Here is a 25,811-nt window from a genome sequence, read left to right as displayed (position 1 = left end):
ATGGACGACGTAACAGGAACTGGAGTACCAGAAGACGGAAAGGAAAATACGCCATTACCACGAGATATTCCTTCGGCAACTCCAGAAGAAATCATAGAGGACACTACCAATACGCAAGAAGATCTTACGTTTACAAACAGGATTCCGTTAGAAGAATTACGCAATGCAGCAAATCATATCCGAGAGGAGCTTGCCAAAATTATTGTAGGGCAATCAGAATTTATAGAGCTTCTTATTGTGGCACTGCTTTCTGATGGTCACGTGTTGATAGAAGGTGTCCCTGGGATTGCAAAAACAGTCACTGCAAAGTTATTTGCGAAGACAATCGATACAGAATTCAGTCGTTTGCAATTTACACCAGACTTAATGCCAAGTGATGTATTAGGAACGTCGATTCTTAATATGAAAACCAGCGAATTTGAGTTTAAAAAAGGGCCTATTTTCTCTAATATCGTATTGATCGATGAGATTAACCGTGCCCCTGCCAAAACACAAGCAGCCCTTTTTGAAGTGATGGAAGAACGCCAAATCACTATTGACGGTACACGCTATCCTATGCCACCACCATTTATGGTACTGGCAACACAAAACCCTATAGAACAAGAAGGTACTTATGCCCTTCCCGAAGCACAGTTAGACCGCTTTCTATTTAAAATCAAAGTAGACTATCCATCTTTAGATCAGGAAATTACGATCCTACAAAGCCATCATGATCGCAAAGGTGTGATTGCAAAAGATACCATTAATGCGGTATTGAATCCTCAAAAGCTAACAACGTTTAGAGAGCAGACGCAAACGGTGATGATCGAAGAAAAGATTCTGAATTACATTGCAGAGATTGTCATCAAATCTCGTAAGCATCCGCATTTATATTTAGGAGGTTCGCCACGTGCTTCGCTTGCGATTATGAATGCATCCAAAGCATTTGCAGCCATCGCTGGACGTGACTTTGTAATTCCAGAAGATGTAAAACGTTCGGTAACACCTGTGATGCGTCACCGTGTGATTGTATCTCCAGAAAGAGAAATGGAAGGTATGACTGCAGAACAAGTCATTGATATGATTGTACAATCCATAGAAATCCCAAGATAGATTGGCACTCATCCGTTTTATAAAATCTTTATTCATTGGCAACAGGATTTTCTATGCCTTAACTGGAATAGGTGTTTGTTATCTACTTTCGTATTGGTTCCATGCGCTATTTCCTATTGCAGGGCTCTTAGCCCTAGGACTCGCTGTTCTATTTTTTATGGATTGCTTGGTACTTTTTCGCGGAAGCGAACATATCAAAGCTCAACGATTACTCCCTGAAAAATTTTCGAATAGTGATGTTAATGAACTCACGGTAAGCATTCAAAATAAATATCCTTTTAAAGTAACGGTGGATATTATTGACGAAATTCCTGTGCAGTTTCAAAAGAGAGATTTTAAAAAAACACTACAACTGCCTGCAAAATCAATGCAGGAATACACCTATAAGTTACGCCCTGTAGAGCGTGGTGAATATGTGTTTGGACATCTTAATCTCTATGTAAGTAGCCGTATTGGTCTTGTTAAACGAAGGTATCGCTTTGAGAAAGATCAAATGGTCAAAGTCTATCCGTCATTTATTCAAATGAAGAAATATTCATTTCTTGCGTTGGATAACAGACTGACGATGTACGGGATGAAAAAGATTCGTCGTATCGGACATACGATGGAGTTTGAACAAATTAAAGACTATGTGTTAGGCGATGATGTACGTACCATTAACTGGAAAGCGACGGCAAAACAAGCGAGTTTGATGGTCAACCAGTTTCAAGACGAAAAATCACAACCTATTTACACCATTATCGATGCCAGTCGCGTGATGAAAATGCCTTTTAAAGGCTTGACATTACTGGATTATGCTATCAATAGTACGTTGGCATTTTCTAATATTGCGTTAAAGAAAAAAGACAAAGTAGGGCTTCTTACCTTTTCTGAGAAAATTAAAAATCACGTTCCTGCGAGTAGTAAAAAAACGCATCTCAATACCATTTTAGAGGTACTTTATAATATCAATACGAAGTTTTTAGACGGTGATTTTGGAACGCTATATGCACAAGTAAAACGCAAAGTAACACAGCGGAGCTTATTACTTTTATACACTAATTTCGAACATATCTCGGCATTAGAACGGCAACTCATTTATTTAAAAGCGCTTTCGCGAAAGCATGTATTGGTGGTTATCTTTTTTCAGAACACAGAGTTAGATACCTTATTAGATACCCAAACAGATGATCTTGCCGAAGTCTATCATAAAACCATGGCTCAAAAAGCAGACTATGATAAGAAGGTCATGGTCAAAACGCTAAAGAAATATGGGATTCAGACCATTCTCACCAAACCCGAAGACCTTACCGTAAATACTATTAACAAGTACCTAGAGATCAAAGCAAAAGGGCTTATATAACGCTCACCAATCACTATCTCTTTTAAAACTATTTTGCACTAAGTACGCAACCTTTCTTTATCATCACAGATTAGTAAGTATACACTAATTAAAAAAACAGATGATGAAAAAACCGATTATATACTTCGCAAGTCTTTTACTAATAGCATCCAGCTTTTACAGCTGTCAAACCGATGACGATACAACTCCACCTCCTGTTTCTGAAGAAGAAATGGAAGAGGAAGAAGAAAATCTAGACATCATCGCTACGATTAATGCGATGACTGATGGAAGTGAAAAAACTTGGAAAATAGACAATGCTCAAATTACAAATGGATCTTTAGTAACTGATGTCCTAGCATTGTATAGTATGGAAGATGATGAATTTATTTTTTCCACAAATACAGATACGAGTATTCAACTAAGACATCGCAGAGGCTATCGTATTAACTATGCCGCGCCAACCTCACAAGAACTTAAAAGTGATGTGAGAGTCGCTCCTATCGAGACAACACTCAATTATGAAGATACAGGAGAATATCAATTTGTAGATGCCAGTCGATATCGTTTTTCTTATAACGAAAATGATCAAACCATCACGGGCTTGCAAGAATTTGAAAACGGAATATCAATGGTTTTTACACTTTCAGAAAAGACAACAGCAGATTACGAAGTATCTCCTACAAGCATACCGTCGTTAACAGAAGTATTCAGTTTTGAAGCCAGTCAGCCCGTCTTAGATATGAAGTATTCATTTGCGACACAAAGCTTGTATATGACTAATAGGAAGGAACAAAATGAACAACAGCTTATTAAATACGCACTTGGAGACGGAAGTAGTGTCAGTCAAGTGACCACAGGAGGTGATTATGTCGCGCAACAACTCGCTTTTGTAGGTGATCAAATTATGACAATTTCTAGTAGTGAAGTGAGTCAAAGTAATCTTGATCTTTCAGGTAATCCGCAGACAACGATACTTTCTAATTTTAATGGAGAATTTGACTTCAGAACAGTTGCCATTGAAAATGAGATTTATAAAATTGGCGGATACAATGGATTTGGGCTTGATGCCGTAAGTCTATTAAACGTTGGAGACACTTCATTTTCACAAGTCTTAACAATGCAAGAAGAAAAGGCAAGTGTAGGTGCAGAAATTATTAATAATGAACTATATGTTGTAGGAGGTTTTAAATTTAGTGATCAAGGAGATATTATTACCTATGATGAAATTGTTACCTATGATCTTTCTGATATGAGTACTCAGGTGATAGCATTACCAGCAAGTTTAATAAGAACATTTACGACTAGATATGAAAACCTTCTATATATCGCGGGTCGTAAATACAACGGACCGGGGCAAGCAGCAACCAACTACCTCACAGTATACAATACGTTAGATACTAGTTTTCAAGAAATTGACATCGCAAATCTATTACCTAACAATATGATTATGAGAGAAATGACCGTTTCAAATTCTAAAATCTACTTTGCGATTCAAACGCCTGGAACAACTAATCTTTTTGGAATCTCTATTATGGAAGGTGCTTTAAATTAATCGATAATATAAAAATTTAATTCTTATAAAAGTACTCGCTGTGTTGATTCCTGCTACTGGAAATCTAAAAAAGAAAACACCAGCTGTAAGCTATTCTCATTGGATATACTTGTACTTATAAAACCCAAATTCTGTAAAAAAATGTATTACAGGATCTCGGTATAAGCAGAAAAAGGATGTGCGTGGTGCTACATCCTTTTTTTATTCCCAATCATTGCCATACAACTAGGTTGGTTTTTTTATCTTTGCCCCCTTATTCATAAAGCACAATCTTATGTCATTGTCACCATTACACGCTATTTCACCTATTGATGGCCGTTATGCCTCAAAAACCGAATCGCTTGTACCTTTCTTCTCAGAAGAAGCCCTTATAAAATACCGAGTTAAAATAGAAATAGAATACTTCATTGCACTCTGTGAACTACCACTGCCACAATTAGAAGGCATTGATAAGCATTCTTATATCGCTTTGCGCGAAATATACCTCGACTTTACTACCCAAGATGCACAAGCCATCAAGGACATTGAGAAGATTACCAATCATGATGTAAAAGCCGTCGAATATTTTATCAAACAAAAATTTGATGATCTAGACCTTGCAGACTACAAAGAGTTTATCCACTTCGGATTAACCTCACAAGACATTAACAATACAGCCATCCCTATGAGTTTGAAGGATGCTGTAAACCAAGTCTACATCCCACAGTTACTAGAAGTGGTAGACCACTTAAAACAACTGGTAGATGAGTGGGCATCCATTTCATTATTAGCACGTACGCATGGGCAACCTGCCTCTCCTACCCGTTTAGGAAAAGAAATTGAAGTCTTTGTCGTACGTATCGAAGAGCAACTCAATCTATTAAATGATATCCCGAGTGCCGCAAAATTTGGTGGTGCTACAGGAAATTTCAATGCCCATAAAGTAGCCTACCCAATGGTAGATTGGAAGCGGTTTGGACACGACTTTGTACACGATACCTTAAAGTTACACCACTCCTTCCCTACCACGCAGATCGAACATTACGATCACATGGCAGCCCTTTTTGATGGATTAAAACGCATCAATACCATTATCATCGATTTAAATCGTGATTTCTGGACCTATATCTCGATGGACTACTTCAAGCAGAAAATTAAAGAAGGAGAAGTCGGATCTAGTGCGATGCCACACAAAGTAAATCCCATTGATTTTGAAAACAGTGAAGGAAATTTAGGAATCGCCAATGCTATTTTTGAACACCTCTCTGCAAAACTTCCTATCTCAAGATTACAACGTGACCTTACCGATAGTACCGTATTACGTAACATTGGTGTTCCGATAGGTCATACCATGATAGGATTGCTATCGACGCTCAAAGGGTTAAACAAATTACTCCTTAACGAGCAAAAAATAGCACAAGATTTAGAAAATAACTGGGCGGTTGTTGCCGAAGCTATTCAGACAATTCTTCGTCGGGAAGCCTATCCAAATCCGTATGAAACTTTAAAACAATTAACCCGTGTTAATGAGCGGATCACACAAGAATCTATCGCTTCTTTTATAGAAACTTTAGAAGTCAGTGAATCTATTAAAGGAGAATTAAAAGCAATTACACCAGATAACTATACAGGAATTTAATGAGACTGTTAAAACTGATTTGGGATTTTAGAGGACCTGGCGCAGCACAAACCGCAGTTCATCACGAAAAACATCTGAAAGAGTACGCTTTCGCGAAAGCGTTAACCACCCAAACCACAGGTGTAGAAGATCTTAGCGAACTCCATAGCATCGCCTATCTTGTTGTAAGAGAAGATGAAATGAAACCAGTAAGAGATGCTTTAAAACCTCACCGCGGACAAGTATATACTGAAAAATAATAGTTCGGCACAGATATTGGTTTCTATCTCATATATTTGCACGCGCAATACTCAAAAAACTAAAAAAACAATACACAATGAAGAACATGATACTTATCGCATTTGTAGCCTTATTTACAGCAACTACCTATGCACAAACAACAAAAGTAGGTACCGTAGACGCTGATTTTACCTTATCAAAAATGCCTGAACTTGCAGGAGCTCAAGATGCATTGAAGGTCTATAATCAAGACCTTGAAAAACAACTTAAAGAAAAATTAGACAACTACGACAAAGTATACAAAGCTGCCGAAGCTTCATTTGAAACAATGACACAAGCTGAGAAAACAGCAAAACAACAGGAACTTTCTGGTTTAGAAAGCGACATTGCAAAGTTCCGTAACAACGGATCACAACTCGTACAATTAAAGCAAGAAGAATTATTACGACCACTTTACAAAAAAATTGGTGATAACGTTGCCATTATTGCTAAAGAGTTGGGGTACACTCAAATCCTAAACATTGGAAACAATAACAACCTTGCGTATGTAGATCCTGCACACGATATTACAGTAAAAGTATTAGCTAAAATGGGGATTACGGTAGAGTAATTTCTAATTAAGATATACAATAAAAAATGCCATTCTTACGAGTGGCATTTTTTTGTTGGTGGTATGTAAGTCGGTACTTAGGTACACTTCAACAAGTTCAGTGCAACGCAATTTATTTTTAGTAAATCACTCAGCCGTTCTACTGTAAACATCAAATCAAAAATAGAGTAGTACTCTATTTTTGATTGGGGTATTTTGAGTATTTAGTATGAGCGATTGTAAAACACCCCCCTTAATCCCCTCTTCCTAGAGGGAAAACTCAATTCTAATTTACTTTTAGTTTGTTAAGTCGTTGTTTTATATATACTTATACAATATCAGTACGACACAATTTGCTTAAAACAATCACTCAGTCACCTTCGATTTTATAAGTAAAAACATCAAGCTATTTTGCGCCAGCAAAAAAAATTTCAAACTTCCTGTATGTCCCTGATATAGGTTGACCACTTTTAAAGTGAAAACTTATGAAAACAAACGTACGGAGTGTTCGTAAACAGCGTCAATACTCAACAGAATTTAAGAAAAGGATTGTTAATGATTTTGAAAGTGGGAAGTACAGTGTTTATCAATTGGAAAGATTACATGGTGTTTCCAATCCTACAATTTATAAATGGATCTATAAATTTTCTACCTTTAATGAAAAGGGATTTAGAATTGTAGAGATGAAAGACAGCAGTAATAAAAAAATGAAAGCCCTAGAAGCTCGTGTTAAAGAGTTAGAGAGTGCCGTAGGTCGTAAACAGATAAAGATTGAATATCTGGAGAAAATGATGGAGATTGCTAAAGAAGAACTAAATATCGACATCAAAAAAAATTACGCCACCCCACAATCAACTGGTTCAGGAAAAACAAACAAAAAGTAAGTTTTTCTATGAACAAGCTCTATAAAGAAGCTGGCTTGAGTAAACAAGGCGTTGTGCAATACAGTGTGCGACAAAAAGCTTTTGACACAAAAGTAGAACAGATGATCCTTGAAGCAGATGAGCTTCGAGAAGAACATCCAGGTTGTGGGGTGGAGAAAATGTACTATACACTGAATCCCAATTTTATTGGAAGAGATAGGTTTATAGAACTAATGATGGAATTAGGATATCGGTTAAAACGTAAAAAGAACTATAGAAAAACCACTATAGCCTCTAAAATCTATTATCCTAACCTAATAAAGGGAATGCAAGTTGACCGTCCTTCCATGATATGGCAGTCTGATATCACTTATATTCCTATTGGAAACAGGCATTATTATGCTGTCTTTATAATAGATGTGTACACAAAAAAGATTGTAGGTTATAAAGTATCTGACAACATGAGAGCAAAAGCTAATATGGACGCACTCAATATGGCTTTAAAGACAAATCAAGCTCCATTGATTCATCATAGTGATAGAGGCAGTCAATATACTTACAAGGAGTATATAGCACTTCTAAAGAGCAATGGAAGTAAGATTAGTATGTCACTCTCAGCTCAAGATAATGCCTATGCAGAACGAATCAATAGAACTATAAAAGAAGAATATCTAGATAATTGGAAGCCAAAAGACTTTGGACAACTAAAAAGAATGGTCAGCAAAGCAGTGAACAATTATAACAACAAAAGATTGCATAACAATAACCAAAGAATGAGCCCTGAAAAGTTCATAAAACAATTTTCTTTGTTGAGGCCTCAACAAAGAAAATTGATGACTATATTTAATAATGAAATATTAACCTAAAAACGGTCAACATATATCAGGGAATGACAAATGACATCCAGCTACGAGCTACCAACTAACAGCTACAAGCCAACAGCTACCTCGCGACAGCGAAAAAAACTTCAAACTTCCAGCTAAAAGCTACCGACTAACGACTACCAGCTATCCCTCAAGAATCTCCTTAATATTCGGTTTAAAGTAATTAGGACCTTTGAGTACTTTTCCATCCTCGCGATAGATGGGTTTGCCATCGGCACCGAGTTTACTCATATTACTGCGTTGAATCTCATTAAAGACCTCTTCGATCTTATCCTGCATTCCGTGTTCGATGATCGTACCACATAAGATATAGAGCATATCACCAAGCGCATCAGCCACTTCGACGAGATCACCTTCATTGGCAGCCTCTAAGTATTCTTCATTCTCTTCTTTCATCAGATTAAAACGAAGTAAGTTTTTTGCTTTGGTGAGTTGTGCAGTAGGCGTTTCTTCGATTCCTAATCCAAACGCACTATGAAAGGCGTGTACAGCTGCTATTTTGTTCTTCATATTCATGCCCGTGAATACGGGATTCTTTTTATATCCGTGCTTCGACGATACACTTCGACAAGCTCAGTGTGACACTCAGCATAAATACCGACGGATATCTTATTATTAATTACTATTAGATATGTGATACATATCGTATTTTTGAAGTATCTAAAATACCAAAAAATGTTTAGTACGGGTCAGCTTATTTTTGTCATCTTCTTTGTGATTGCTTTTATAGCCTTTATGATCTACTCCTATCGTAAAGATGCTAGGCTTCATACCAAACAATATAAAGGCGCTAAATGGGTCTTGGTGGGCTTTATAGGATTTATTGCCCTCCTATTTCTTATTAAGTTCACGCTCAAAGGCTAACGCTTTACCGTTTATTTATCACTTCTTAACGATTTTATTTTCTGCACTCGTAGCGTTTGTCTAGCTTGTTGAGGGAAATTACCCTGTATTTTACTGATTTTCAATAAATTTAAGTGAAATATACCCAGTAGTGGGTATGTTTTGATGGGGATGGTTGGGGTATGTTTGGAGTATGAAAATTAAAGCTCTTATTATTGGTATAAACCATTATAATGGAATTGAATCTCTGAACGGATGTGAGAACGACGCAAAAGATTGGGAAAAACTTTTAATAAATTATTATAATGTTTGTCCTAGCAATATAATACGCTTGAGGTATCGTTATGAAACAAAATCTGATTACATACTTAAAGTTTTTAAAAAATTTATACATAATCTAAAAAATGAACAACTAGGCATATTTATTTTTTCTGGACATGGTGTTATTGAAAAAAAAGAAGTTGGGAATAAAATTATAATTGAAGAACGTATCAGAGTTGTAGATAGAACAATAACAGATCAAGAAATTAGAGAAAGACTTGATCCACTTAAAGACAAGGCTAAGCTAATATCTATTATTGATTCTTGTTTTTCGGGAGGGGTTGAATTTTATAAAGATGGTTTATGTAATATAGATGATTCAATTAAAAATAAATATCTAAAATCAAAAACTTATGAAGCTTCTAATAAAGTTATAAATCCAACCAACAAAGAAATAATATACAAAAACTTCTTTAAAGATATATCAACCCTGAATAGATTAACATTAACTGCAAGCAAAAATAATGAAGAAGCATTTGAAGATATTATTAAAAATCGATTTAATGGAATATTCAGTAGGTATCTAATTGATGTATTAAAAAATGATCCACTAATAACTTATAAAGAAGCAATAAGTATACTCCAAAAAAAATTGCCTGATTTATCAAAAGAGTATCTGCAAACCCCTCAATATTTAAATGAATCAGGAATAATCAATCAAACTTTTTTTAATTAAAATAAATTAAATATTATGCACGAGAATATTAAACATACCTTAAGTTTAAATGAAAACATAGTTGCAAAAAGCGATGACACTGATATATTTAGTAAGGATTTAAAACATAAAAGTGAGGTAGCAGATTGGCAATCTATTTATGCAGATTTAGTTTATGGAACTCATTTTTTTATTTATGCTAAATTTATTGGAAGTAGCAGAGAGAATTATTTTAATGTAAATAAAATTCAATTATACCTACAAAACTATACAGGTCCAGTATCTATAGGTTTCACTGGATATTTTGATATTGATGTAATAAGTAATATAGATAGTAAAGACCCTGATAAAGATAATAGATTTCCTGATAGAAATAAAATTATGATAGAAGTTGGGCTTCAAGGTTTTAATATGGAGAAAAATTTCATAGAAATTGATAACTTGGATATAGATATTTATCATTGGGATGTACTAGTTACTGAGTCAGTATTTATACCTATAAAATCAGAATTAACAAAAATCTACGATATTGTGAATATTAAAAAAGCTAGTTACGTTGACGAAATATTTATGGAACGAATGGGAGAAGACATACAAATATCAACTTTAGGTAAGCAGAATTTATCTAAATTAGTAAATAGACAGTTAATATCTAATACACAATTAAAGTCAACGGGTGCTGATTTAAATTTAAATAAAACTTCAGATGATTCAACTCCTAAAGGGTTTGATATACCCTGTAAACCAAGAAATACGTATTTTTCATATAAAAATTGAGTTTGAAAAAAAATATTTTATTTGTAATATTCCTCTTGAGTAATTGTTTTTTGTATCCTCAAGAGGAACTTCTATTAAAAAAATTCAGAGATCATAAACTTTCTGAAATCACAAATGAAATAGATTCTTTTCAAGGTTTAACAAAGGATATGATTAAATGGAGATTAGAATTTCTTAAGGAATATGATATTTATGCTTCCAAATTTAGATATATAGAAGATATTATTAAAATAAACGATCAAACTCCAAAATTAGCCAAATTTCTATATTACATAAATTATGGAGATTATCTTCTTTATAAATATCCTAATAAAAACCAAGAAGCCCAGAAAAAATATCTAAAAGCTTTACAAATTGGAAAAGAAAATAGGGATTCCATATACATCTGTACTGCTCTTAGACAAATCTTAAATCACAACAGGCAGGATTATTTAATTGAAAATATAACATCAAAAGAATATCTGAGTCAATATAGGAAATTTAAAAGCGATTCAATTGAAAATGTATTCTATGAATACTATAATTTAATTTTACATTTTCAACATTATAAACAAAAAAAATGGAATCCTGAAGTTCAAAAAAATCTTTTAGAATTCACAAAAACATCAAGTCACAAATACCTAAATGCAATTATATATCAATTAATTGCTAGTTACTATGATGAAATAGAAGATAAAAAAAATGCAATTTTTTATGAAAATAAAGCAATTACAAGTCTTTCTAAAATCCCATCTAATTATAAATCTACTGTTATAAATTCTTCTTTCATTTCAAAAGCTCGATATTTTATGCATATAAACTTGGATAGCGTATATATAAATCTAAAAAGAATAAATAAAAAACCTAATAACAAATTCGAAAAAGGACATCTAAAGTATTTTTATTTTTATAAATCACTAGCTGACTCTGTAAGATTAGATTATAAAAATGCTTACCGTAATCTAGTAAAATATTCCATAATATTAGAACACGATTTAGTTAATAAAAATATAAATGCATTTAAAGAATTTGAAACCAAATACCAAACCGCCGAAAAAGAAAAACAAATTCTTGAAGAACAGAATAATAATCAAAAACTTAGAGCAGACAAGCTAGAAGAAGAAGCAAAAACAAAACAAATCACCATAGCCCTTACCTCCACCCTCCTCCTAGGATCAATAATAGCCTTCCTCGTTTACCGAAACACCAAACGAAAACAACGTATTGCAGAGCAAGACCGCGAACTCCAAATCCAAAAGACAGAAACTATCCTTAAAGAAAAAGAAATCGAAACCATTAATGCGATGGTCTCTGGGCAAGAAAAAGAACGCTTACGGCTTGCAGGAGAGTTACACGATAATATAGGAAGTACACTCGCTACCGTACGGATGCAGGTAGAAAATCTAGAGCGAAATCTGGATAAAGTAGACGACCCCAAAGCCTTACTCCAAAAAGCTAATCTCTTAATCAATGAGACGTATGAGAAAGTCCGTGGGATTTCTCATAAGAGTAATAGTGGTGTGATGGCTAAGGAAGGGTTACTACCTGCGATACAGAAACTCGCACGTACCGTTTCTACGACTAATCAACTTGCAATAGATGTACAAGACTTTGGACTCGAAAACAGAATTCCCAACGAACTAGAGATTACCATTTTTAGAATCATACAGGAACTTGTGACCAATATCGTAAAACACGCCCAAGCTACCGAAGCAAGTATTTCTCTCACTCAACACGACAACGAACTCAACATTATGGTCGAGGATAACGGAAAGGGATTTAAAGTCGGCAAACTCAAGGAAAAAGATGGAATGGGACTCGGTAATATAGAACGCCGCGTAGAGCATTTAGAAGGCACTATGGAAGTCGATAGCGCTCAAGGACGTGGCACGAGTGTGAGTATTGATATACCTTTACAATGAAATAATGATATAATGGAGTAATGATATAATGATGTAATGATTCAATACTATACGAAATGAGAGAGATTACTATCTGAAAATCAATACTTTGAAACTCATAAACTCTCAAACATATAAACACATAAATACAAAAAAATGATCACCGTAGCCATCGCCGAAGACCACCAATCCCTGATAGACGGAATCGAACTGCTTTTGAAATATGAAGAAGGTATCTCTATCATCGGGACGTCAAATGATGGGAAAAGTCTGCTGGACATTGTCCGCTTAAAGCAACCTAAAGTGGTCATTATGGACATCCGAATGCCAAAATTGGATGGCATCGAAGCAACTAAAATCATTACCAAAGAGTTCCCACACACCAAGGTGATTGCGTTTTCTATGTTTGATCAAGACGAAGCGGTGATCCAAATGCGAGATGCAGGCGCTAAGGGATACATTTTAAAAAATAGTCCGCTAGAAGAGCTTCTGAATGCAATTCATACCGTCATGCAAGGCAAGATCTATTATGACACAGGAATTAATCAACAACTATTTGATCGTGATGGTTCTCACGATGGATTAGGCACAAAAACAAAAACACCTAAGTCGCTATTATCCAAAAGCGAACGGGAAATTTTAAAATTGATCGCTCATAATAAAACCTCCTCAGAAATCGCCGATATCCGTTTTACAGCGGTTTCGACGGTAGAAAAGCATCGTAAAAATATGATGCGCAAACTAGGACTTAGCGGTAAAGGCGAACTTCTTAAATACGCGATACAAAAGAAATATGAGTTTTAATTTCGGAGTTTAAAAAAGACATAAAACCGCTTCGCTGTAGGGCATAAAACGTATGACTGGGTGCTGGGTGCGGGAAGTTTTTTTTGAAATTCAGGATTTAGAGTTTATTTCACTCATCTCTTCATAGAAATACCTAATGATGGGTATGGTAGGCAATGTTCTTTCTGAGTAGCTTTATACTATGAATACAACCCAAAAAATCATAGCGAATATTGAACAAGCTTGCTTACAACACGAGAAATTAAACATTCAGCAAACGCTTCATATCATTACTGCCTATCGGGCAATTTCTGACAATCCCGAATTAATCGATAAGATCATTCATTTAATCAAAATATATAGCAAACAAGAACACTATTCGACGATATTATCTTCCAGACAGAATCAAATATTTAATTTGATTGGGTTAGATTTCTCATCAAAAGAAATTGCTACAATGTTAGCTATTAGTGAAGCTACCGTGAGTACGCATCGTAAAAATATCATCAAGAAATTACAAATCTCTGGGAGTGGTGCGCTGCACAAAATTGCCTATGTATATATCCACAAAAAGCAGGAGGCATAAATACCTACAATAAGGTATGTTTTGGTGGGTATGAAAGTTCTAATTTAAGGGTTCTAAATAAAAGACCTCATGGAAATAGAACTAGCCATCCATATTAAGATTTCACGGATGGCACTATCGGTTACTATTTCTTTGTCTATTACGAAATAATATGTTCGAAAAGAAAACTATACAAATACCTATTAAGGGGTATTCTTTAGCCTTCTTGTTACTCCTATTTTTGAACCATAAAATTATATATCATGAAACTAAAAAATATATTCGTAATCCTTATCATTTCTCTCTTTACATCTTGTGAAGATGGTTGTTTTTTAGGCGTTATAGGACCTTGTGATGAGGATGAGCAAATAGAAATTGAAGATGTCATTGGAGATCCAGCAAATGCAACATTTAATGTTCTTGTTAGAGATATTAACACATCTCAATCTCCAAGTAATACTATACCTGCAAATTCAAATACAATAGAGGTTTATTTTAAATTAAATGATATAGATGGTAACCCTGTTCCTAATAAAACAGAAAACTTCTTTGAAATTTATGAGAAACCACAAAGTAATAGTAGTTTTAATTTAATCTCAGTAAACGAAGCGTTCAGAAAAATTGATCCAGACAAAGCAGATTTTAAATACTTTAATACTATTGTTCTCGATTTAAGTGGTAGTGTTATTCAAAATAATTTAGAACAATTAAAAATGGCTACATCTAGTTTTGTACAAAATATCTATGGACAAGTAAATGCTGAAAATCTTTTTACCTCAATACTATGGTTTGATGGAAATCAAAACATAAGTATATTTCAGAATTTCACAGCAGACGAAGATTTATTACAGCAAAAAATCCAAGAAATTAATGATACACTTCCTTCTGACCAATCAACAAATCTTAATGGAGCTATTATACAAAGTATAAACTACACTATTCAAGAGGTTAATTCTCAATCTCAATTCATAACAGGTGGTTCTATTTTGTTTTTCACAGATGGTACAGATCAAGCTAATTTTAACACCACCAACGAAGCGTTAAGCATTGTAAACAATGCAAATCTACAAGGTCTAGATATCTATTCTGTAGGATTAGGTAATGAAATTGATCAAAATATCTTAAGTCAAGTAGGCTACAGTGGTTCTTTTTTCCCTGAAGATTCTGATCAATTAGAGGAAGAGTTTACATCTGTAGCACAAGAGATCGAAAATGAAGCAAACAGTTTCTATCTTTTGCAATATTGTACTCCTAAAAGAAACGGAGGAAATATACTACGCATAGGTATCTCTAATGAAATAAGTATAGGGGGAGAAGCTTCATTTAATGCCTCAGGATTTCAAGATAATTGTACCATAGAATAAAAACGATCATTCATTTATTAGTCACAAAAAAAGCCCCAAAAAGGGGCTTTAATATTTTTGTAATACCATATTAAACAACAAACAAAGGTCGGTGACTCATCATCACATTTACCTTATCTGCAATCGCTTCTAGTGCAGCGTCATCTTCATGGTTTGTAATCGCTTCGTCTATAAAATTGACAATCGCTTGCATATCACTTTCTTTCAGTCCGCGTGTGGTGATGGCGGCAGTACCAATACGAATTCCAGAAGTGACAAATGGAGATTTATCATCAAACGGCACCATGTTTTTATTCACCGTTATATCTGCTTTTCCTAGTGCTGCTTCGGCGGCTTTTCCTGTGATGTCTTTATTACGAAGGTCAATAAGCATCATGTGATTATCGGTACCTCCAGAAATAATATCATATCCTTTGGCGACAAACGCATCTGCCATAACCGTTGCATTTTTCTTTACTTGCACCATATAGTGTAAAAATTCATCTGTAAGCGCTTCTCCAAAAGCAATTGCTTTAGCGGCGATGATATGCTCTAACGGTCCGCCTTGATTTCCTGGAAAGATTCCGCTGTCCAATAGAGAGGACATCATCCGCAAGTTTCCATTTTTAAGGGTAATTCCAAAAGGGTTTTCAAAATCTTTTCCCATCAAGATCAATCCGCCTCTTGGTCCTCGAAGGGTTTTATGTGTGGTGGTCGTTACGACGTGACAATGTGGAATCGGATCGGCGATGATGCCTTTGGCAATGAGTCCTGCTGGGTGTGCAATATCAGCAAGCAAAATGGCATTCACGCTGTCTGCAATTTCGCGAAAGCGGGCATAATCTATTTCACGAGAATATGCGCTTGCACCGGCAATGATCATTTTTGGCTTTTCGCGCAAAGCGATTTCTTGAATTTTATCATAATTAAGTAATCCTGTCTTCTGCTCTACTCCATAAAAAACAGGATTGTATAAACGCCCTGAAAAGTTCACTGGCGACCCGTGTGTGAGGTGACCTCCGTGAGAAAGATCAAATCCTAAAAACGTATCTCCTGGCTCTAAACACGCATGAAAAACAGCCGTATTTGCTTGCGATCCTGAGTGTGGTTGTACGTTTGCATACTCGGCACCAAAGAGTTCTTTAGCACGTTCTATCGCAATGGTTTCTACCTCATCTACCACTTGACAGCCACCATAATAGCGTTTTCCAGGATATCCTTCAGCATATTTGTTGGTTAATACAGACCCTGCAGCCTCCATCACTTGATCGCTTACAAAATTTTCTGAAGCAATTAATTCTAACCCGTCTAACTGACGTTGTTTTTCTTCTTGGATCAAATCAAAAATAGCGGTATCACGTTGCATAATATGGTATATGTTAAAAAGAGTTGTAAAAATAGCATAAACTGTTTATTGAAGTACTATAAAATCCTATATTTGGATAGTAAAATTTACTAACATCTTATTAAGACCGATATATGCCACTAGCTGCGAACGACCCCACGAGAAAAACTTGGCTAAAAACAACCAAGAACACTGACTTTCCCATCCGAAATATTCCCTTTGGTGTATTCCTTACCCGAGACGATGTGATTACCATTGGTACTCGTATAGGAGACTACGCGATTGATCTAGGTGCTTTGCATCAATTAGGTTATTTTGAAGGCATCCCGCTTACAGACGATATTTTTTTACAGGATACATTAAACGATTTTATAGCCGATGGTCGTAAGACGTGGCGATTGGTACGTAATCGTATTTCTGATCTTTTTGAAGAAAGTAATACCGCTTTACGCGAAAACAAAAAAGACCGAGCCACCGTTATTTTTGACATGAGTGAGGTCGAAATGCAACTGCCTGTGCAAATAGGCGATTATACAGACTTCTATTCAAGTATTGAGCATGCGACGAATGTGGGTACAATGTTTAGAGGCGAAGAAAATGCATTGATGCCTAACTGGCTTCACCTTCCTGTTGCTTACCACGGAAGGAGTTCGTCCATCATTCCTTCGGGAATTCCTGTGCATAGACCACAGGGACAAAAACTACCTAATGGTGCAACAACTCCTATTTTTGGCCCTTCTCGTCAGGTAGATTTTGAACTAGAAATGGCATTTATAACTACCGCAGCAAATACTCTTGGAGAATCTATCACCACGAAAGATGCTGAAGAAAATATCTTTGGTTTGGTGTTATTTAATGACTGGAGTGCTCGTGATATTCAAAAATGGGAATATGTGCCATTAGGCCCCTTCTTAGCAAAGAATTTTGCTTCTTCTATCTCTCCGTGGATTGTGACATTGGATGCTTTAGAACCCTTTAGAGTTGAAGGTCCAAAACCTAAAAAAGAATTACTTCCTTACTTACAATCGGAAGGAAAAAAGAGTTTTGATATTAAGTTAGAAGTTGCTTTACAACCAGAAGGAAAGAAAGAAACCATCGTTTCTAAATCCAATTTTAAGCACATGTATTGGAATATGAGTCAGCAACTGGCACATCACACCATTAACGGATGTCCTGTCAATGCAGGAGATATGATGGGAAGTGGTACATTATCTGGCCCTACTCCAGAATCCTATGGATCGATGTTAGAATTATCTTGGAAAGGCGAACGCCCAGTCCGTTTGGAAGAAGGCGGCGATCGTAAGTTTATACGAGATCTTGATACCGTGATTATTCGCGGACATTGTAAAATAAAAGAATACCCTCGTATCGGTTTTGGTGAAGTTTCTACGAAACTCTTGCCAGTGTTTCAACCGAAAACGAAGTAAATAGTATACTAACTTTACCAAAACCTCTTGGTGGTTATCATAAAAAAAGAGTACATTTTTTTCAGTACTCTTTTTTTATGATTTTCCGTTTCCTGTCTGCTTAAAAAGCTCTTTCTAGTATTCCAACCGAAAACGAAGTAAGTATATAAAACATACCATTACCAAAACCGTAATTGGTGGTTATCATAAAAAAGAGTACATTTTTTCAGTACTCTTTTTTTATGATTTTCCGTTTCCTGTCTACTTACGAAGCTCTTTCTAGTATTCCAACCGAAAACGAAGTAGGGAATTCTCAAATCCCACTAAAATAGGATTTAGAATTCCTATCTTAACGTGAGTTCGATATAAGCTTTTCTTCTTTTTCTCCAGTGTACGACAGAATGTAAGTTCTGGGCGAGATGAGACGGGGGCGATTTCCGTTAAAAATTTTTGAAGCCTAGGAAACGACAAAGTGTTAGCTTTGGGCGAGGAGAAGCGAAGGCAGAAACTTCTTGTGGTTTTTCGCTTCAAGCGAAAAAATACCTAAGAAATCAAAGATTCATAAGTTCCAAAATTTAAGATAGAAATCACACGCATAAAAAGCTTCTTTTCTTTTGGTTCGGTTTTCTTTGGACGCGCAAAGAAAATGAAATAATAGCCTGTTTTTAAGTTGATTACATTAAATTTTAACGTAATTACACTAAAAGACTTACTGATTTTTTAAGTCGAACTCACGTTATCTTAGGTCAATGTCTTTTAAGCTAATTCTAGTTTTTCTATTTTATACAGTACGAAATCTTCATCATCATCTTCTATATATTCTGAGTATGAGATTTCAAAACTTCTACCTATAAACTTATTTGATTTAAGGTCAAATCTTTTAAGCGCCAAACTTGAGATACTCTCAAAAACAATGGTATCACCATTATCCATTACAAATTGGAAGTATCCATCATAGTATTTTTTAAATACTCCGTATTCTACATTTCGATTGATAATAGACTCTTTCATTTATATACGTTTTTAACAATTAAGTGTACACGGCTTAAATAATTCTTTCACTATCTTTTTATCTGACTTTTCTAAAAACTTCAACGTATCCTCCCAAGCTAACCATGTAGCATTTAATAATTTGAGAGATTCAGGAGACATAAACGGTTTCGTATTATTCTTATAAAGGAAATAGTGCTTAGTGAGTCTTTGTTTATCCCCTAAATCAATAGTAGTTGACCTATGATACGCTATACTTTGTTTTGAAAGTTTCACCTTTGCTTCTTCAAAAAGTTCCCTGATCAAAGCTTCTTCTGGAGATTCACTTTTTTTTAAAGATCCACCAAATAAACGATACACCATGGGATTGCTTTCATTCTGGAGTACCAGTAGTTTATCTTCATGAGATACAATTAGTTTCGATTTCTCTTTATGCTTTTTAATTTTTATGTGCTTTTCTCTCATAGATACCGTATGATCTTAATGAATCTTTTGACTCCTACTATTTTTTATAATAATTCACTTGTATGGATTCCATTTCTGCTTCCCCTTTCTCTATACTCAAAACGAGTGACCAAAGGTCGTCTTCTATCAGTGTTTTTAATGGTTGTGGTATTTTTGAAATATTTTTAAAAGCAGCTAACAATTTTTTATCCCATAGTTTATGATACTTTAATAAATCATCTGGATAGACTATTTTTCGCTTTGTCCCTTCATCAATACCTCTAAAAGGGGTGTCAACATTAAGATATCCATAATCATCTGTTAACTGTTCTCCTGGATGAATGTCTCTAATGGCAAGTTCAAAATTATACGCAGTTGTTAGACAATTTGAATTGAAACTATGGTTTACATACCTCCCATTATCCCAGCATAAAACATGGTTTCCTTTATTATTTTTGTAAGCGTATGTTTCAAAGATATCTTTGTAAATAGGCTCCATGTTTTCTAATTCATTAGGGGTAAACTCGCGATCTAACTTATCCAATACCCAAGTAATGGTACCTTTTGGAATAAACTCTTTAGCTACAACACCGTAGCCAACGCTATCATTTATATATTTTATTTCTGTTTTTGGATGTATCATCTTTGTCTTCTTTATACGCTTAGATATTTTTAGAAAAATTTATTAAAATGTAATGCTGTAAATATGCTATTAAGATATTTTTCAGCACTGAATTTTTAGGTTTTTTAATTGTACAGAATTAAAAAACCACATAAAAATGATTATGCTATTTGAATCAACATATTCTCATATTATTTAATGGAACTAAAGTAAAGGACTGACACAGCATGTCCTGTCTTACGATCTGAACAATTTTTGCATACTTTGTAGAAGTCAACCTGAAAATTCGGCACCTTATATCTAAGGCAGCATTTGGAGTAGACTTCTTTATTCTCCATTGCCCGAATCTGAAAAAAGATTTCATTGTAAAACGTAATGCCTCTATAGATATAGATTCATTTCTAGTTACATAAATATATAAAAAAAGAATATACTTTTCAGTACACTTTTTTATGATTTTTTGTTTCTTGAATGTATTAAAATTGTCATTCTTTCAATGGACTTTTTTGAGAGCTTTCCGTTTAAGAGACTCATAAAGTTACTTCCCGTATTTCAACCGAAGACGAAGTAAGGATTTTAGAAAAAAAAGGTATTAAATCATAAATCCCGCTTTACAGAGGGATTAGTTCAACTAACTGTTTTGTATGCGTCTTTCAGACTTTACAAAAAAGCGTTTTACTAAAAAAAGGCTATCTCTTCAGATAGCCTTTCATCAATATAATTCTCACTTATAAGTACAAATCATTATATAAATTATATTGATAAACAGGCAATACTATTCTAATTCACCCCTTATGTATTTCCTGAATTAAATCAGTAAGAAGAAGCCTGTTATTTTTTATATTTTTAGAAGTAACACTCTACTCCTGAATCATTAATATTAAGAGTTGGTCCTTCTATAGAAGAACAAAACCGTGTGCTATTATGTCCATCTGGTGTTACGATAGATACGATAATCGCAAATGTCTTAGAACACCCCGGTGCTGGATCGGTAATGAGATTTGCATTTAATGGAATCACACCACTATTTTTAGAGTTATCCAAAATATGTTGAACCTCTTCCGTGACATTACAGGCAGGTCGTGTGGAAGATCCTGGCGTATCCCAAGAATAAATGGCTGAATGAACTTTATATCTATATGCTCCCATAATCACTATTACTACATCAATACTTTTTGATTTCTATATTAAAAGTAGCTAAGAAATGTACGCATCCCTAGAAAAATGGCATCAAGTGGAGATTCTTATCCATAAAACAGGGGTAATAGAGTATAAAAAGATGTGCTTAAACCGTACCTATTAGCTAAAGAACTCGTAATCGTTAGTGTCATATTTTTATTTACCTAGCTTTAAAGGGAACAAGAATGCTATTCAGATGTGTGCAAAATAGAGTACTACTCTATTTTAGAACACTACTCTATTTTAGAAATGCGATGTGTATATGAACATGATTTAGGTAGTGTGTAACATAACACTTCCCTCAATCCTTTACTTCAACAGGCTCAGCACATCGCCTTTCTAGGAGGGAAGCTCAAAACAATACCTATAACCCTAGACTGCGCCTATCTACGGTAGACAAGCTCGAACGGATATCAATTGAGTAGTGTTGTGGAAATATTCATTATACGCTTTCGCGAAAGCAAAAAACTAGCCTCACCAGTACCAAATCTTTCTTTTCCCCTCTACCTTAAAGGGATGAAAAATTCTCTAAGTAATAATTTGAATAATATAGAAATCAGAAGCCAAGAGCCAAGATCCAAAAGCCAACGACTAATAGCTAAGCACTTATTCTTATATAATGTAACGACCATCTAAAAAGTTAAAATCACTTTTGAAAAAGAAAATGACACTCTATTACCGCAACGTCCGCATTCTTTTGACAATGTCCTTATACGTATCGCTCAACGTCACCTTATGATTTCCCGATAATAGAATCAGATTATCAGCGAGAATGATTTCTTCGATTTTTTCGAGATTTGCGATATAGTTTCTATGTGTACGGCAAAAGATAGTATTATCTAATAACTTCAAGATTTTAGTCAGCGATATGAGAATCACAAATTTTTCTTTTTCGGTGATGATATTACAGTACTTCTCCTCTACTTCGATATAGATAATATCTGTGATTTGGACTTTTTTAAGCGATTTTCCTTTCTTGATAAACAAATATTCTTCACTAATGACCGTATCTTCTTCATCGCCAAAAAACACATCCTGTTGTGCATAAAACTTTTCGACAGCCATTTCTATGGCGTACAATAATTCGAGCTCATTAAAAGGCTTTAGTAAGTAACTAAAAGGTTGTGTTAGTTTTGCACGTTCAAAAATCTGCCGATCGGTAGAGCTGGTTAAGAAAACAAAAGGCTTTGAGGCATTAGGAACCGCATTAATGGTTTCGGCAAAAGCAATGCCGTCGGGAACACCGTGCAAAAAAATATCGATAATGACAAGATCAACTTTTTGCGAACTATAAAACAGGGATAAGGCTTCTGTAAGCGTTGTCGCGACACCCACAACTGCATAGTTGTTTTCTTCTAAGGCGTGTACCAATGTATCACTCTGAGCCAGAGTGTCTTCTATTATGAGTACATTGATCTTATCCATTAGGTGCAATTTTAGCTAAAGATACAATCATTTTTGTGCCTTTTCCCAACGTACTTTCTATAAAGAATTCCCCATGATTCTTTTTAATCATCGACTTACATAATTGCATTCCTAATCCTGAACCTATAATTTCTTTGTTTTCTTTTTCAGATGTGACAATGGTTTCTTTCAGCAGATTCTGTCTCGTCGCTTCGCTCATGCCTATACCCGTATCTTCGATCACCAAATCACAATACCCTTCTCTCGTGGCTTGCGTGTAGATTTTGATCGTATCTTCTGGATTCGAAAACTTGATTGCATTATCTATGATGTTTCTCAAAATGATTTTTAAGGATTCTTGGTCGGCGTACACTTTATCACTTTTTAAAACTGCATTTTCAAGATGAATCTTCTTTTCAAGAAGTAATGCTTTATAATTATGAGCGACTTGTTCTACGATAAAAAACAAACGCAACTCCGTAATTTCAAAATACGACTGTTTGGTCTGTAGTAATGCCCAATTCAATAAGTTGTCTAACAGATTATACGCACCGTTAACAATCGCACTATTGGAGTGTAATAAGGTATTTACTTTCTCTAGATTTTTAGCCTCTAGATGATCTACCAAATCTGAATTACTCGCTTTTAACGCATGTACCGAAGAACGTAAATCATGACTCACAATAGAAAAAAGCTTGTCTTTGGTCGCATTCAATTCATCTAAATTCTCTTTTTGAGCCACGATGATTTTATTCGTTTTTACCTTCTCGCGATAGAAATACACCCCTGTTCCTAATAAAGCTAAAAGGATAATAGACGAATACAACAACCCATCTTTCTGCGCTTCTTTGATCTTATTTTCCGCCTCCAGCAGACTTACCTCTTTTTGTTTCTGTTTAACCGCAAACTCCTTTTCCATTTGCGCGACCTCATATACTTTATTTTGATCGTTTAGGGAATCCTTCCATTGCTCGTATTCTTTTCTATACATCAATGCAGCTGCCATATTTTCACGATTCTCTTCCACAATCGCCATATTAAATGTAGCATCACTTTTGGAAGGAAAATGCTTGATTCCCTTAGAAAGTGTATATGCTTTTTCAAAATAAGGAATCGCCAGTGTATCCTTGTATTGGACATAGTATAAGTTGGCGATATTTCCATAACTACCTATCAGTGACAGCGTATCTTTTCTTGCTTCCTTAAGTGCAATACTTCGATTCAAGTAGCTTTCTGCTTTGTCAAACTGCTCCAAATGCATATAACAAAGCCCAATATTTTCCTCTATATTATCTTTTTGAATGCCTAAAAGTTCATCGGTGCTATACTGCTCTATTTCTTTAAAATACGTCAGTGCATTTTTATAATCCTGTTCTTCTAGGAGAATGGTACCTAGTTTTAATTTGACTTGATTATAAAATGTAAAATCTTCAGAGATTCCTAAAAATGCGGTTTTAGATTCGTTGAGCAACCCTTTTTCTTTAAAGGCATATCCTCTAAAAAAGAGACACAAATCCTTCAATGCTTTATCGTCAACATTGGTCGTTAACTGCTCCATGGAGTACACAAGGGTAGAGTCCCATTCCTTTTGTAAAAAGTAGGTATGCGCTTTCGCGAAAGCGGACTCCTTCAGATACCCATTGCTCACCCGTTTCACCTCGTTGTCAAAGTAGCTGGTCGTCTCTTTTTCCTGAGCATAGAACGCTACGGAAATCAAAAAAAAACAAAGAAATACATGGAAATGTCCCCTCACATTCATACATCTTTTTTTAACCCAGATTATGTAATAGAACTTCGTGATGAGGCTTGAAGAAGCAATAAAATATAACGTTTTCTGATTTTAGCATAGCACTGCTATGGTTAAACTTAAAAACGTAGTATAATGGTACATTTTGAAGCATCTTCAAGTTATAATAGATTTTCTATTGCATAATCTGGGTGTAAGTAGTGAATGAATTTAGGGCAAAAAAAAGTAGTACACAAATGGCACTACTTTTAAATATTTAATAAAATTGATTTTCTCTGGTTACACAAGTACCTATTAAGTAGTTGGCGGTTGTACCGTTGTTTTTGTTCCTCTTGAGGTCACAGGATCCTGATCTACCAAATAAGTCGTGATTTCAGGAATTTGAGGATGAGAATCTGACGTGCCATGCGAGATTTCAAAATTCACTTCGTACGCATAAAATGTTTTTGATGTTGCTTCTAGCGCATAGTAAGCGATAAAAAATTCTGGAGCCGCAAAATTGTTGTTCCAATACACCATCGTTCCATATTCTTGGATACACATAGCAGCGCTTGTGTTAATGAATACAATGGCACACACTTGAATGGTGACCGTATCTACCCCATCGTTATTGACAATGTTATAATCTGCTTGTACCATAGGCTCCAAGGGTCGCACAGGTCTGTTATGTTCAAACTCAATCTCCACGGGATCCTGAGTCCCTACATTGTTTTTAGGTTGGTTAGGACCTTTAGTTAGAAATACGTATCCTTCTGGTACGATTACAGAACTACATTCGGGACTTGTTGGTTTTGTGTTCATAAATATTAGATTTTGGGTTCATATTAAATAAGTAGCTTTCACAAATAAAGAGGAAACGATTTGATTTTTCAAAAAAAAATGCCACAGAAAGCAGCATTATACCCATAAAAACCACAAAACACAGCACAAAGCTCATTTTTAACTAAAAAAACACTAGAACTCTAAGTATCTAAAATCTAGGAACTAACTCATAAAATCAAGTTGGTTGTTGTTTTTTTGATATCGAATCGCCTTTTCCGCAAACCCTGAAGATTCAAATCGAATTGCCTTTTCCCCACTCTCGTATGTTTGATATTATTTTGAGATCATGTTATGATTTCTAAATGTTGTTTTGGCATTCGAAAAGTTGTCGTAAAATGTGAAGTGAATATTCCGTAGAATTTCGGCCTGTCTGAGCGTAGCGAGTTTCTGAAATTCAGGAATAGAGCGATACATTTAGACAAGGTTTCGCCAGCCTAGACTTTTTTGTTTCTTTTTTTGGCGATGAAAAAAAGAAAAAACAACTACTATAAATTCTCTTAAAAACTAATAACATCATTTTCAAATCTGAAAACCCTTTCCCCAG

Annotated in this window: 25 protein-coding genes; 16 read left to right on the top strand and 9 right to left on the bottom strand. The window is 35.0% G+C overall.

Annotated features, from left to right (window positions below; all coding sequences use genetic code 11):
• The 8 genes from Q0505_RS06340 (at position 1) to Q0505_RS06305 (ending at position 8,123) form a co-directional block, all read left to right on the top strand.
• Positions 1–1,092, top strand: coding sequence for a MoxR family ATPase (locus Q0505_RS06340; protein ID WP_299210308.1), 1,092 nt, complete (start codon positions 1–3; stop codon positions 1,090–1,092).
• Position 1,093: 1 nt separating this feature from the next.
• On the top strand, positions 1,094–2,434 hold the full coding sequence (locus Q0505_RS06335) for a DUF58 domain-containing protein (protein ID WP_299210307.1): 1,341 nt from the start codon (positions 1,094–1,096) through the stop codon (positions 2,432–2,434).
• Between the two features lie 100 nt (positions 2,435–2,534).
• Positions 2,535–3,968 (top strand): hypothetical protein, encoded by a 1,434-nt coding sequence (locus tag Q0505_RS06330; protein ID WP_299210305.1) that lies wholly within the window; start codon positions 2,535–2,537, stop codon positions 3,966–3,968.
• Positions 3,969–4,242: 274 nt separating this feature from the next.
• Positions 4,243–5,586 carry an adenylosuccinate lyase gene (gene purB, locus Q0505_RS06325; protein ID WP_299210303.1) on the top strand — a complete coding sequence of 448 codons (1,344 nt, stop codon included), beginning with the start codon at positions 4,243–4,245 and terminating at the stop codon, positions 5,584–5,586.
• A complete protein-coding gene (locus tag Q0505_RS06320; RefSeq protein ID WP_299210301.1) occupies positions 5,586–5,825 on the top strand; it encodes a hypothetical protein in 240 nt (79 codons plus the stop codon). Before purB ends, Q0505_RS06320 begins: the two co-directional genes overlap by 1 nt.
• A 77-nt stretch (positions 5,826–5,902) precedes the next feature.
• Positions 5,903–6,415, top strand: a complete 513-nt coding sequence (locus Q0505_RS06315; protein WP_299210300.1) for an OmpH family outer membrane protein — start codon at positions 5,903–5,905, stop codon at positions 6,413–6,415.
• A 464-nt stretch (positions 6,416–6,879) separates the two neighbouring features.
• Complete coding sequence (locus tag Q0505_RS06310) at positions 6,880–7,278, top strand: transposase (RefSeq protein WP_299210298.1); 399 nt, start codon at positions 6,880–6,882, stop codon at positions 7,276–7,278.
• Between the two features lie 8 nt (positions 7,279–7,286).
• Entirely contained in the window at positions 7,287–8,123 is an 837-nt protein-coding gene (locus Q0505_RS06305; RefSeq protein ID WP_299210296.1) for an IS3 family transposase, read from the top strand.
• A gap of 141 nt (positions 8,124–8,264) precedes the next feature.
• Here the strand turns inward: Q0505_RS06305 and Q0505_RS06300 are convergent, their stop codons facing one another.
• Positions 8,265–8,651, bottom strand: coding sequence for a nucleoside triphosphate pyrophosphohydrolase family protein (locus Q0505_RS06300; protein ID WP_299210294.1), 387 nt, complete (start codon positions 8,649–8,651; stop codon positions 8,265–8,267).
• Between the two features lie 165 nt (positions 8,652–8,816).
• Between Q0505_RS06300 and Q0505_RS06295 the strand changes: the two genes are divergently transcribed.
• From Q0505_RS06295 to Q0505_RS06265, 7 genes are all read left to right on the top strand, one after another.
• Entirely contained in the window at positions 8,817–9,005 is a 189-nt protein-coding gene (locus tag Q0505_RS06295) for a hypothetical protein (protein ID WP_299210361.1), read from the top strand.
• 172 nt (positions 9,006–9,177) lie between these two features.
• Positions 9,178–9,981 carry a caspase family protein gene (locus tag Q0505_RS06290; protein ID WP_299210292.1) on the top strand — a complete coding sequence of 268 codons (804 nt, stop codon included), beginning with the start codon at positions 9,178–9,180 and terminating at the stop codon, positions 9,979–9,981.
• A 15-nt stretch (positions 9,982–9,996) separates the two neighbouring features.
• Positions 9,997–10,737 (top strand): hypothetical protein, encoded by a 741-nt coding sequence (locus Q0505_RS06285; protein WP_299210290.1) that lies wholly within the window; start codon positions 9,997–9,999, stop codon positions 10,735–10,737.
• A gap of 2 nt (positions 10,738–10,739) precedes the next feature.
• Positions 10,740–12,638, top strand: a complete 1,899-nt coding sequence (locus Q0505_RS06280; protein ID WP_299210288.1) for a sensor histidine kinase — start codon at positions 10,740–10,742, stop codon at positions 12,636–12,638.
• 135 nt (positions 12,639–12,773) lie between these two features.
• Positions 12,774–13,421: a response regulator transcription factor gene (locus tag Q0505_RS06275; protein WP_299210286.1), complete on the top strand. Its 648-nt coding sequence runs from the start codon at positions 12,774–12,776 to the stop codon at positions 13,419–13,421.
• Between the two features lie 181 nt (positions 13,422–13,602).
• Positions 13,603–13,986 carry a LuxR C-terminal-related transcriptional regulator gene (locus tag Q0505_RS06270; protein ID WP_299210284.1) on the top strand — a complete coding sequence of 128 codons (384 nt, stop codon included), beginning with the start codon at positions 13,603–13,605 and terminating at the stop codon, positions 13,984–13,986.
• A 242-nt stretch (positions 13,987–14,228) separates the two neighbouring features.
• Positions 14,229–15,329, top strand: coding sequence for a VWA domain-containing protein (locus Q0505_RS06265; RefSeq protein WP_299210282.1), 1,101 nt, complete (start codon positions 14,229–14,231; stop codon positions 15,327–15,329).
• A gap of 70 nt (positions 15,330–15,399) precedes the next feature.
• Here the strand turns inward: Q0505_RS06265 and glyA are convergent, their stop codons facing one another.
• Positions 15,400–16,674, bottom strand: coding sequence for a serine hydroxymethyltransferase (glyA, locus tag Q0505_RS06260; protein ID WP_299210280.1), 1,275 nt, complete (start codon positions 16,672–16,674; stop codon positions 15,400–15,402).
• Between the two features lie 113 nt (positions 16,675–16,787).
• Between glyA and fahA the strand changes: the two genes are divergently transcribed.
• On the top strand, positions 16,788–18,080 hold the full coding sequence (gene fahA, locus Q0505_RS06255; protein WP_299210278.1) for a fumarylacetoacetase: 1,293 nt from the start codon (positions 16,788–16,790) through the stop codon (positions 18,078–18,080).
• Positions 18,081–18,815: 735 nt separating this feature from the next.
• On the opposite strand, the gene Q0505_RS06250 is transcribed toward fahA, so the two are convergent.
• The 7 genes from Q0505_RS06250 to Q0505_RS06220 all read right to left on the bottom strand — a co-directional run bounded on the left by Q0505_RS06250 (position 18,816) and on the right by Q0505_RS06220 (position 25,246).
• The gene (locus tag Q0505_RS06250; protein ID WP_299210276.1) at positions 18,816–19,070 is read right to left on the bottom strand and encodes a hypothetical protein; all 255 of its coding nucleotides are present in this window, start codon (positions 19,068–19,070) and stop codon (positions 18,816–18,818) included.
• Positions 19,071–19,082: 12 nt separating this feature from the next.
• Complete coding sequence (locus tag Q0505_RS06245) at positions 19,083–19,514, bottom strand: NUDIX domain-containing protein (protein WP_299210274.1); 432 nt, start codon at positions 19,512–19,514, stop codon at positions 19,083–19,085.
• Positions 19,515–19,551: 37 nt separating this feature from the next.
• A complete protein-coding gene (locus tag Q0505_RS06240; RefSeq protein ID WP_299210273.1) occupies positions 19,552–20,136 on the bottom strand; it encodes an SET domain-containing protein in 585 nt (194 codons plus the stop codon).
• A gap of 825 nt (positions 20,137–20,961) precedes the next feature.
• Positions 20,962–21,264, bottom strand: coding sequence for a hypothetical protein (locus tag Q0505_RS06235; protein WP_299210270.1), 303 nt, complete (start codon positions 21,262–21,264; stop codon positions 20,962–20,964).
• Between the two features lie 705 nt (positions 21,265–21,969).
• The gene (locus tag Q0505_RS06230) at positions 21,970–22,719 is read right to left on the bottom strand and encodes a response regulator transcription factor (RefSeq protein WP_299210268.1); all 750 of its coding nucleotides are present in this window, start codon (positions 22,717–22,719) and stop codon (positions 21,970–21,972) included.
• Positions 22,712–24,415, bottom strand: coding sequence for an ATP-binding protein (locus Q0505_RS06225; protein ID WP_299210267.1), 1,704 nt, complete (start codon positions 24,413–24,415; stop codon positions 22,712–22,714). Before Q0505_RS06225 ends, Q0505_RS06230 begins: the two co-directional genes overlap by 8 nt.
• A 324-nt stretch (positions 24,416–24,739) precedes the next feature.
• On the bottom strand, positions 24,740–25,246 hold the full coding sequence (locus tag Q0505_RS06220) for a hypothetical protein (protein WP_299210265.1): 507 nt from the start codon (positions 25,244–25,246) through the stop codon (positions 24,740–24,742).
• Positions 25,247–25,811 lie beyond the last annotated feature (565 nt).

The organism is uncultured Dokdonia sp., assembly GCF_937910895.1.
Classification (GTDB): domain Bacteria; phylum Bacteroidota; class Bacteroidia; order Flavobacteriales; family Flavobacteriaceae; genus Dokdonia.
This window is presented reverse-complemented; position numbering and strand designations above follow the sequence as displayed.

Excerpts from the sequence above, each read along its gene's own strand:
- Q0505_RS06340 (WP_299210308.1), top strand. The coding sequence starts at position 1 with ATGGACGACGTAACAGGAACTGGAGTACCAGAAGACGGAAAGGAAAAT.
- Q0505_RS06330 (WP_299210305.1), top strand. The coding sequence starts at position 2,535 with ATGATGAAAAAACCGATTATATACTTCGCAAGTCTTTTACTAATAGCA.
- purB (WP_299210303.1), top strand. The coding sequence starts at position 4,243 with ATGTCATTGTCACCATTACACGCTATTTCACCTATTGATGGCCGTTAT.
- Q0505_RS06320 (WP_299210301.1), top strand. The coding sequence starts at position 5,586 with ATGAGACTGTTAAAACTGATTTGGGATTTTAGAGGACCTGGCGCAGCA.
- Q0505_RS06315 (WP_299210300.1), top strand. The coding sequence starts at position 5,903 with ATGAAGAACATGATACTTATCGCATTTGTAGCCTTATTTACAGCAACT.
- Q0505_RS06310 (WP_299210298.1), top strand. The coding sequence starts at position 6,880 with ATGAAAACAAACGTACGGAGTGTTCGTAAACAGCGTCAATACTCAACA.
- Q0505_RS06305 (WP_299210296.1), top strand. The coding sequence starts at position 7,287 with ATGAACAAGCTCTATAAAGAAGCTGGCTTGAGTAAACAAGGCGTTGTG.
- Q0505_RS06300 (WP_299210294.1), bottom strand. The coding sequence starts at position 8,651 with ATGAAGAACAAAATAGCAGCTGTACACGCCTTTCATAGTGCGTTTGGA.
- Q0505_RS06295 (WP_299210361.1), top strand. The coding sequence starts at position 8,817 with ATGTTTAGTACGGGTCAGCTTATTTTTGTCATCTTCTTTGTGATTGCT.
- Q0505_RS06290 (WP_299210292.1), top strand. The coding sequence starts at position 9,178 with ATGAAAATTAAAGCTCTTATTATTGGTATAAACCATTATAATGGAATT.
- Q0505_RS06285 (WP_299210290.1), top strand. The coding sequence starts at position 9,997 with ATGCACGAGAATATTAAACATACCTTAAGTTTAAATGAAAACATAGTT.
- Q0505_RS06275 (WP_299210286.1), top strand. The coding sequence starts at position 12,774 with ATGATCACCGTAGCCATCGCCGAAGACCACCAATCCCTGATAGACGGA.
- Q0505_RS06270 (WP_299210284.1), top strand. The coding sequence starts at position 13,603 with ATGAATACAACCCAAAAAATCATAGCGAATATTGAACAAGCTTGCTTA.
- Q0505_RS06265 (WP_299210282.1), top strand. The coding sequence starts at position 14,229 with ATGAAACTAAAAAATATATTCGTAATCCTTATCATTTCTCTCTTTACA.
- glyA (WP_299210280.1), bottom strand. The coding sequence starts at position 16,674 with ATGCAACGTGATACCGCTATTTTTGATTTGATCCAAGAAGAAAAACAA.
- fahA (WP_299210278.1), top strand. The coding sequence starts at position 16,788 with ATGCCACTAGCTGCGAACGACCCCACGAGAAAAACTTGGCTAAAAACA.
- Q0505_RS06250 (WP_299210276.1), bottom strand. The coding sequence starts at position 19,070 with ATGAAAGAGTCTATTATCAATCGAAATGTAGAATACGGAGTATTTAAA.
- Q0505_RS06245 (WP_299210274.1), bottom strand. The coding sequence starts at position 19,514 with ATGAGAGAAAAGCACATAAAAATTAAAAAGCATAAAGAGAAATCGAAA.
- Q0505_RS06240 (WP_299210273.1), bottom strand. The coding sequence starts at position 20,136 with ATGATACATCCAAAAACAGAAATAAAATATATAAATGATAGCGTTGGC.
- Q0505_RS06235 (WP_299210270.1), bottom strand. The coding sequence starts at position 21,264 with ATGGGAGCATATAGATATAAAGTTCATTCAGCCATTTATTCTTGGGAT.
- Q0505_RS06230 (WP_299210268.1), bottom strand. The coding sequence starts at position 22,719 with ATGGATAAGATCAATGTACTCATAATAGAAGACACTCTGGCTCAGAGT.
- Q0505_RS06220 (WP_299210265.1), bottom strand. The coding sequence starts at position 25,246 with ATGAACACAAAACCAACAAGTCCCGAATGTAGTTCTGTAATCGTACCA.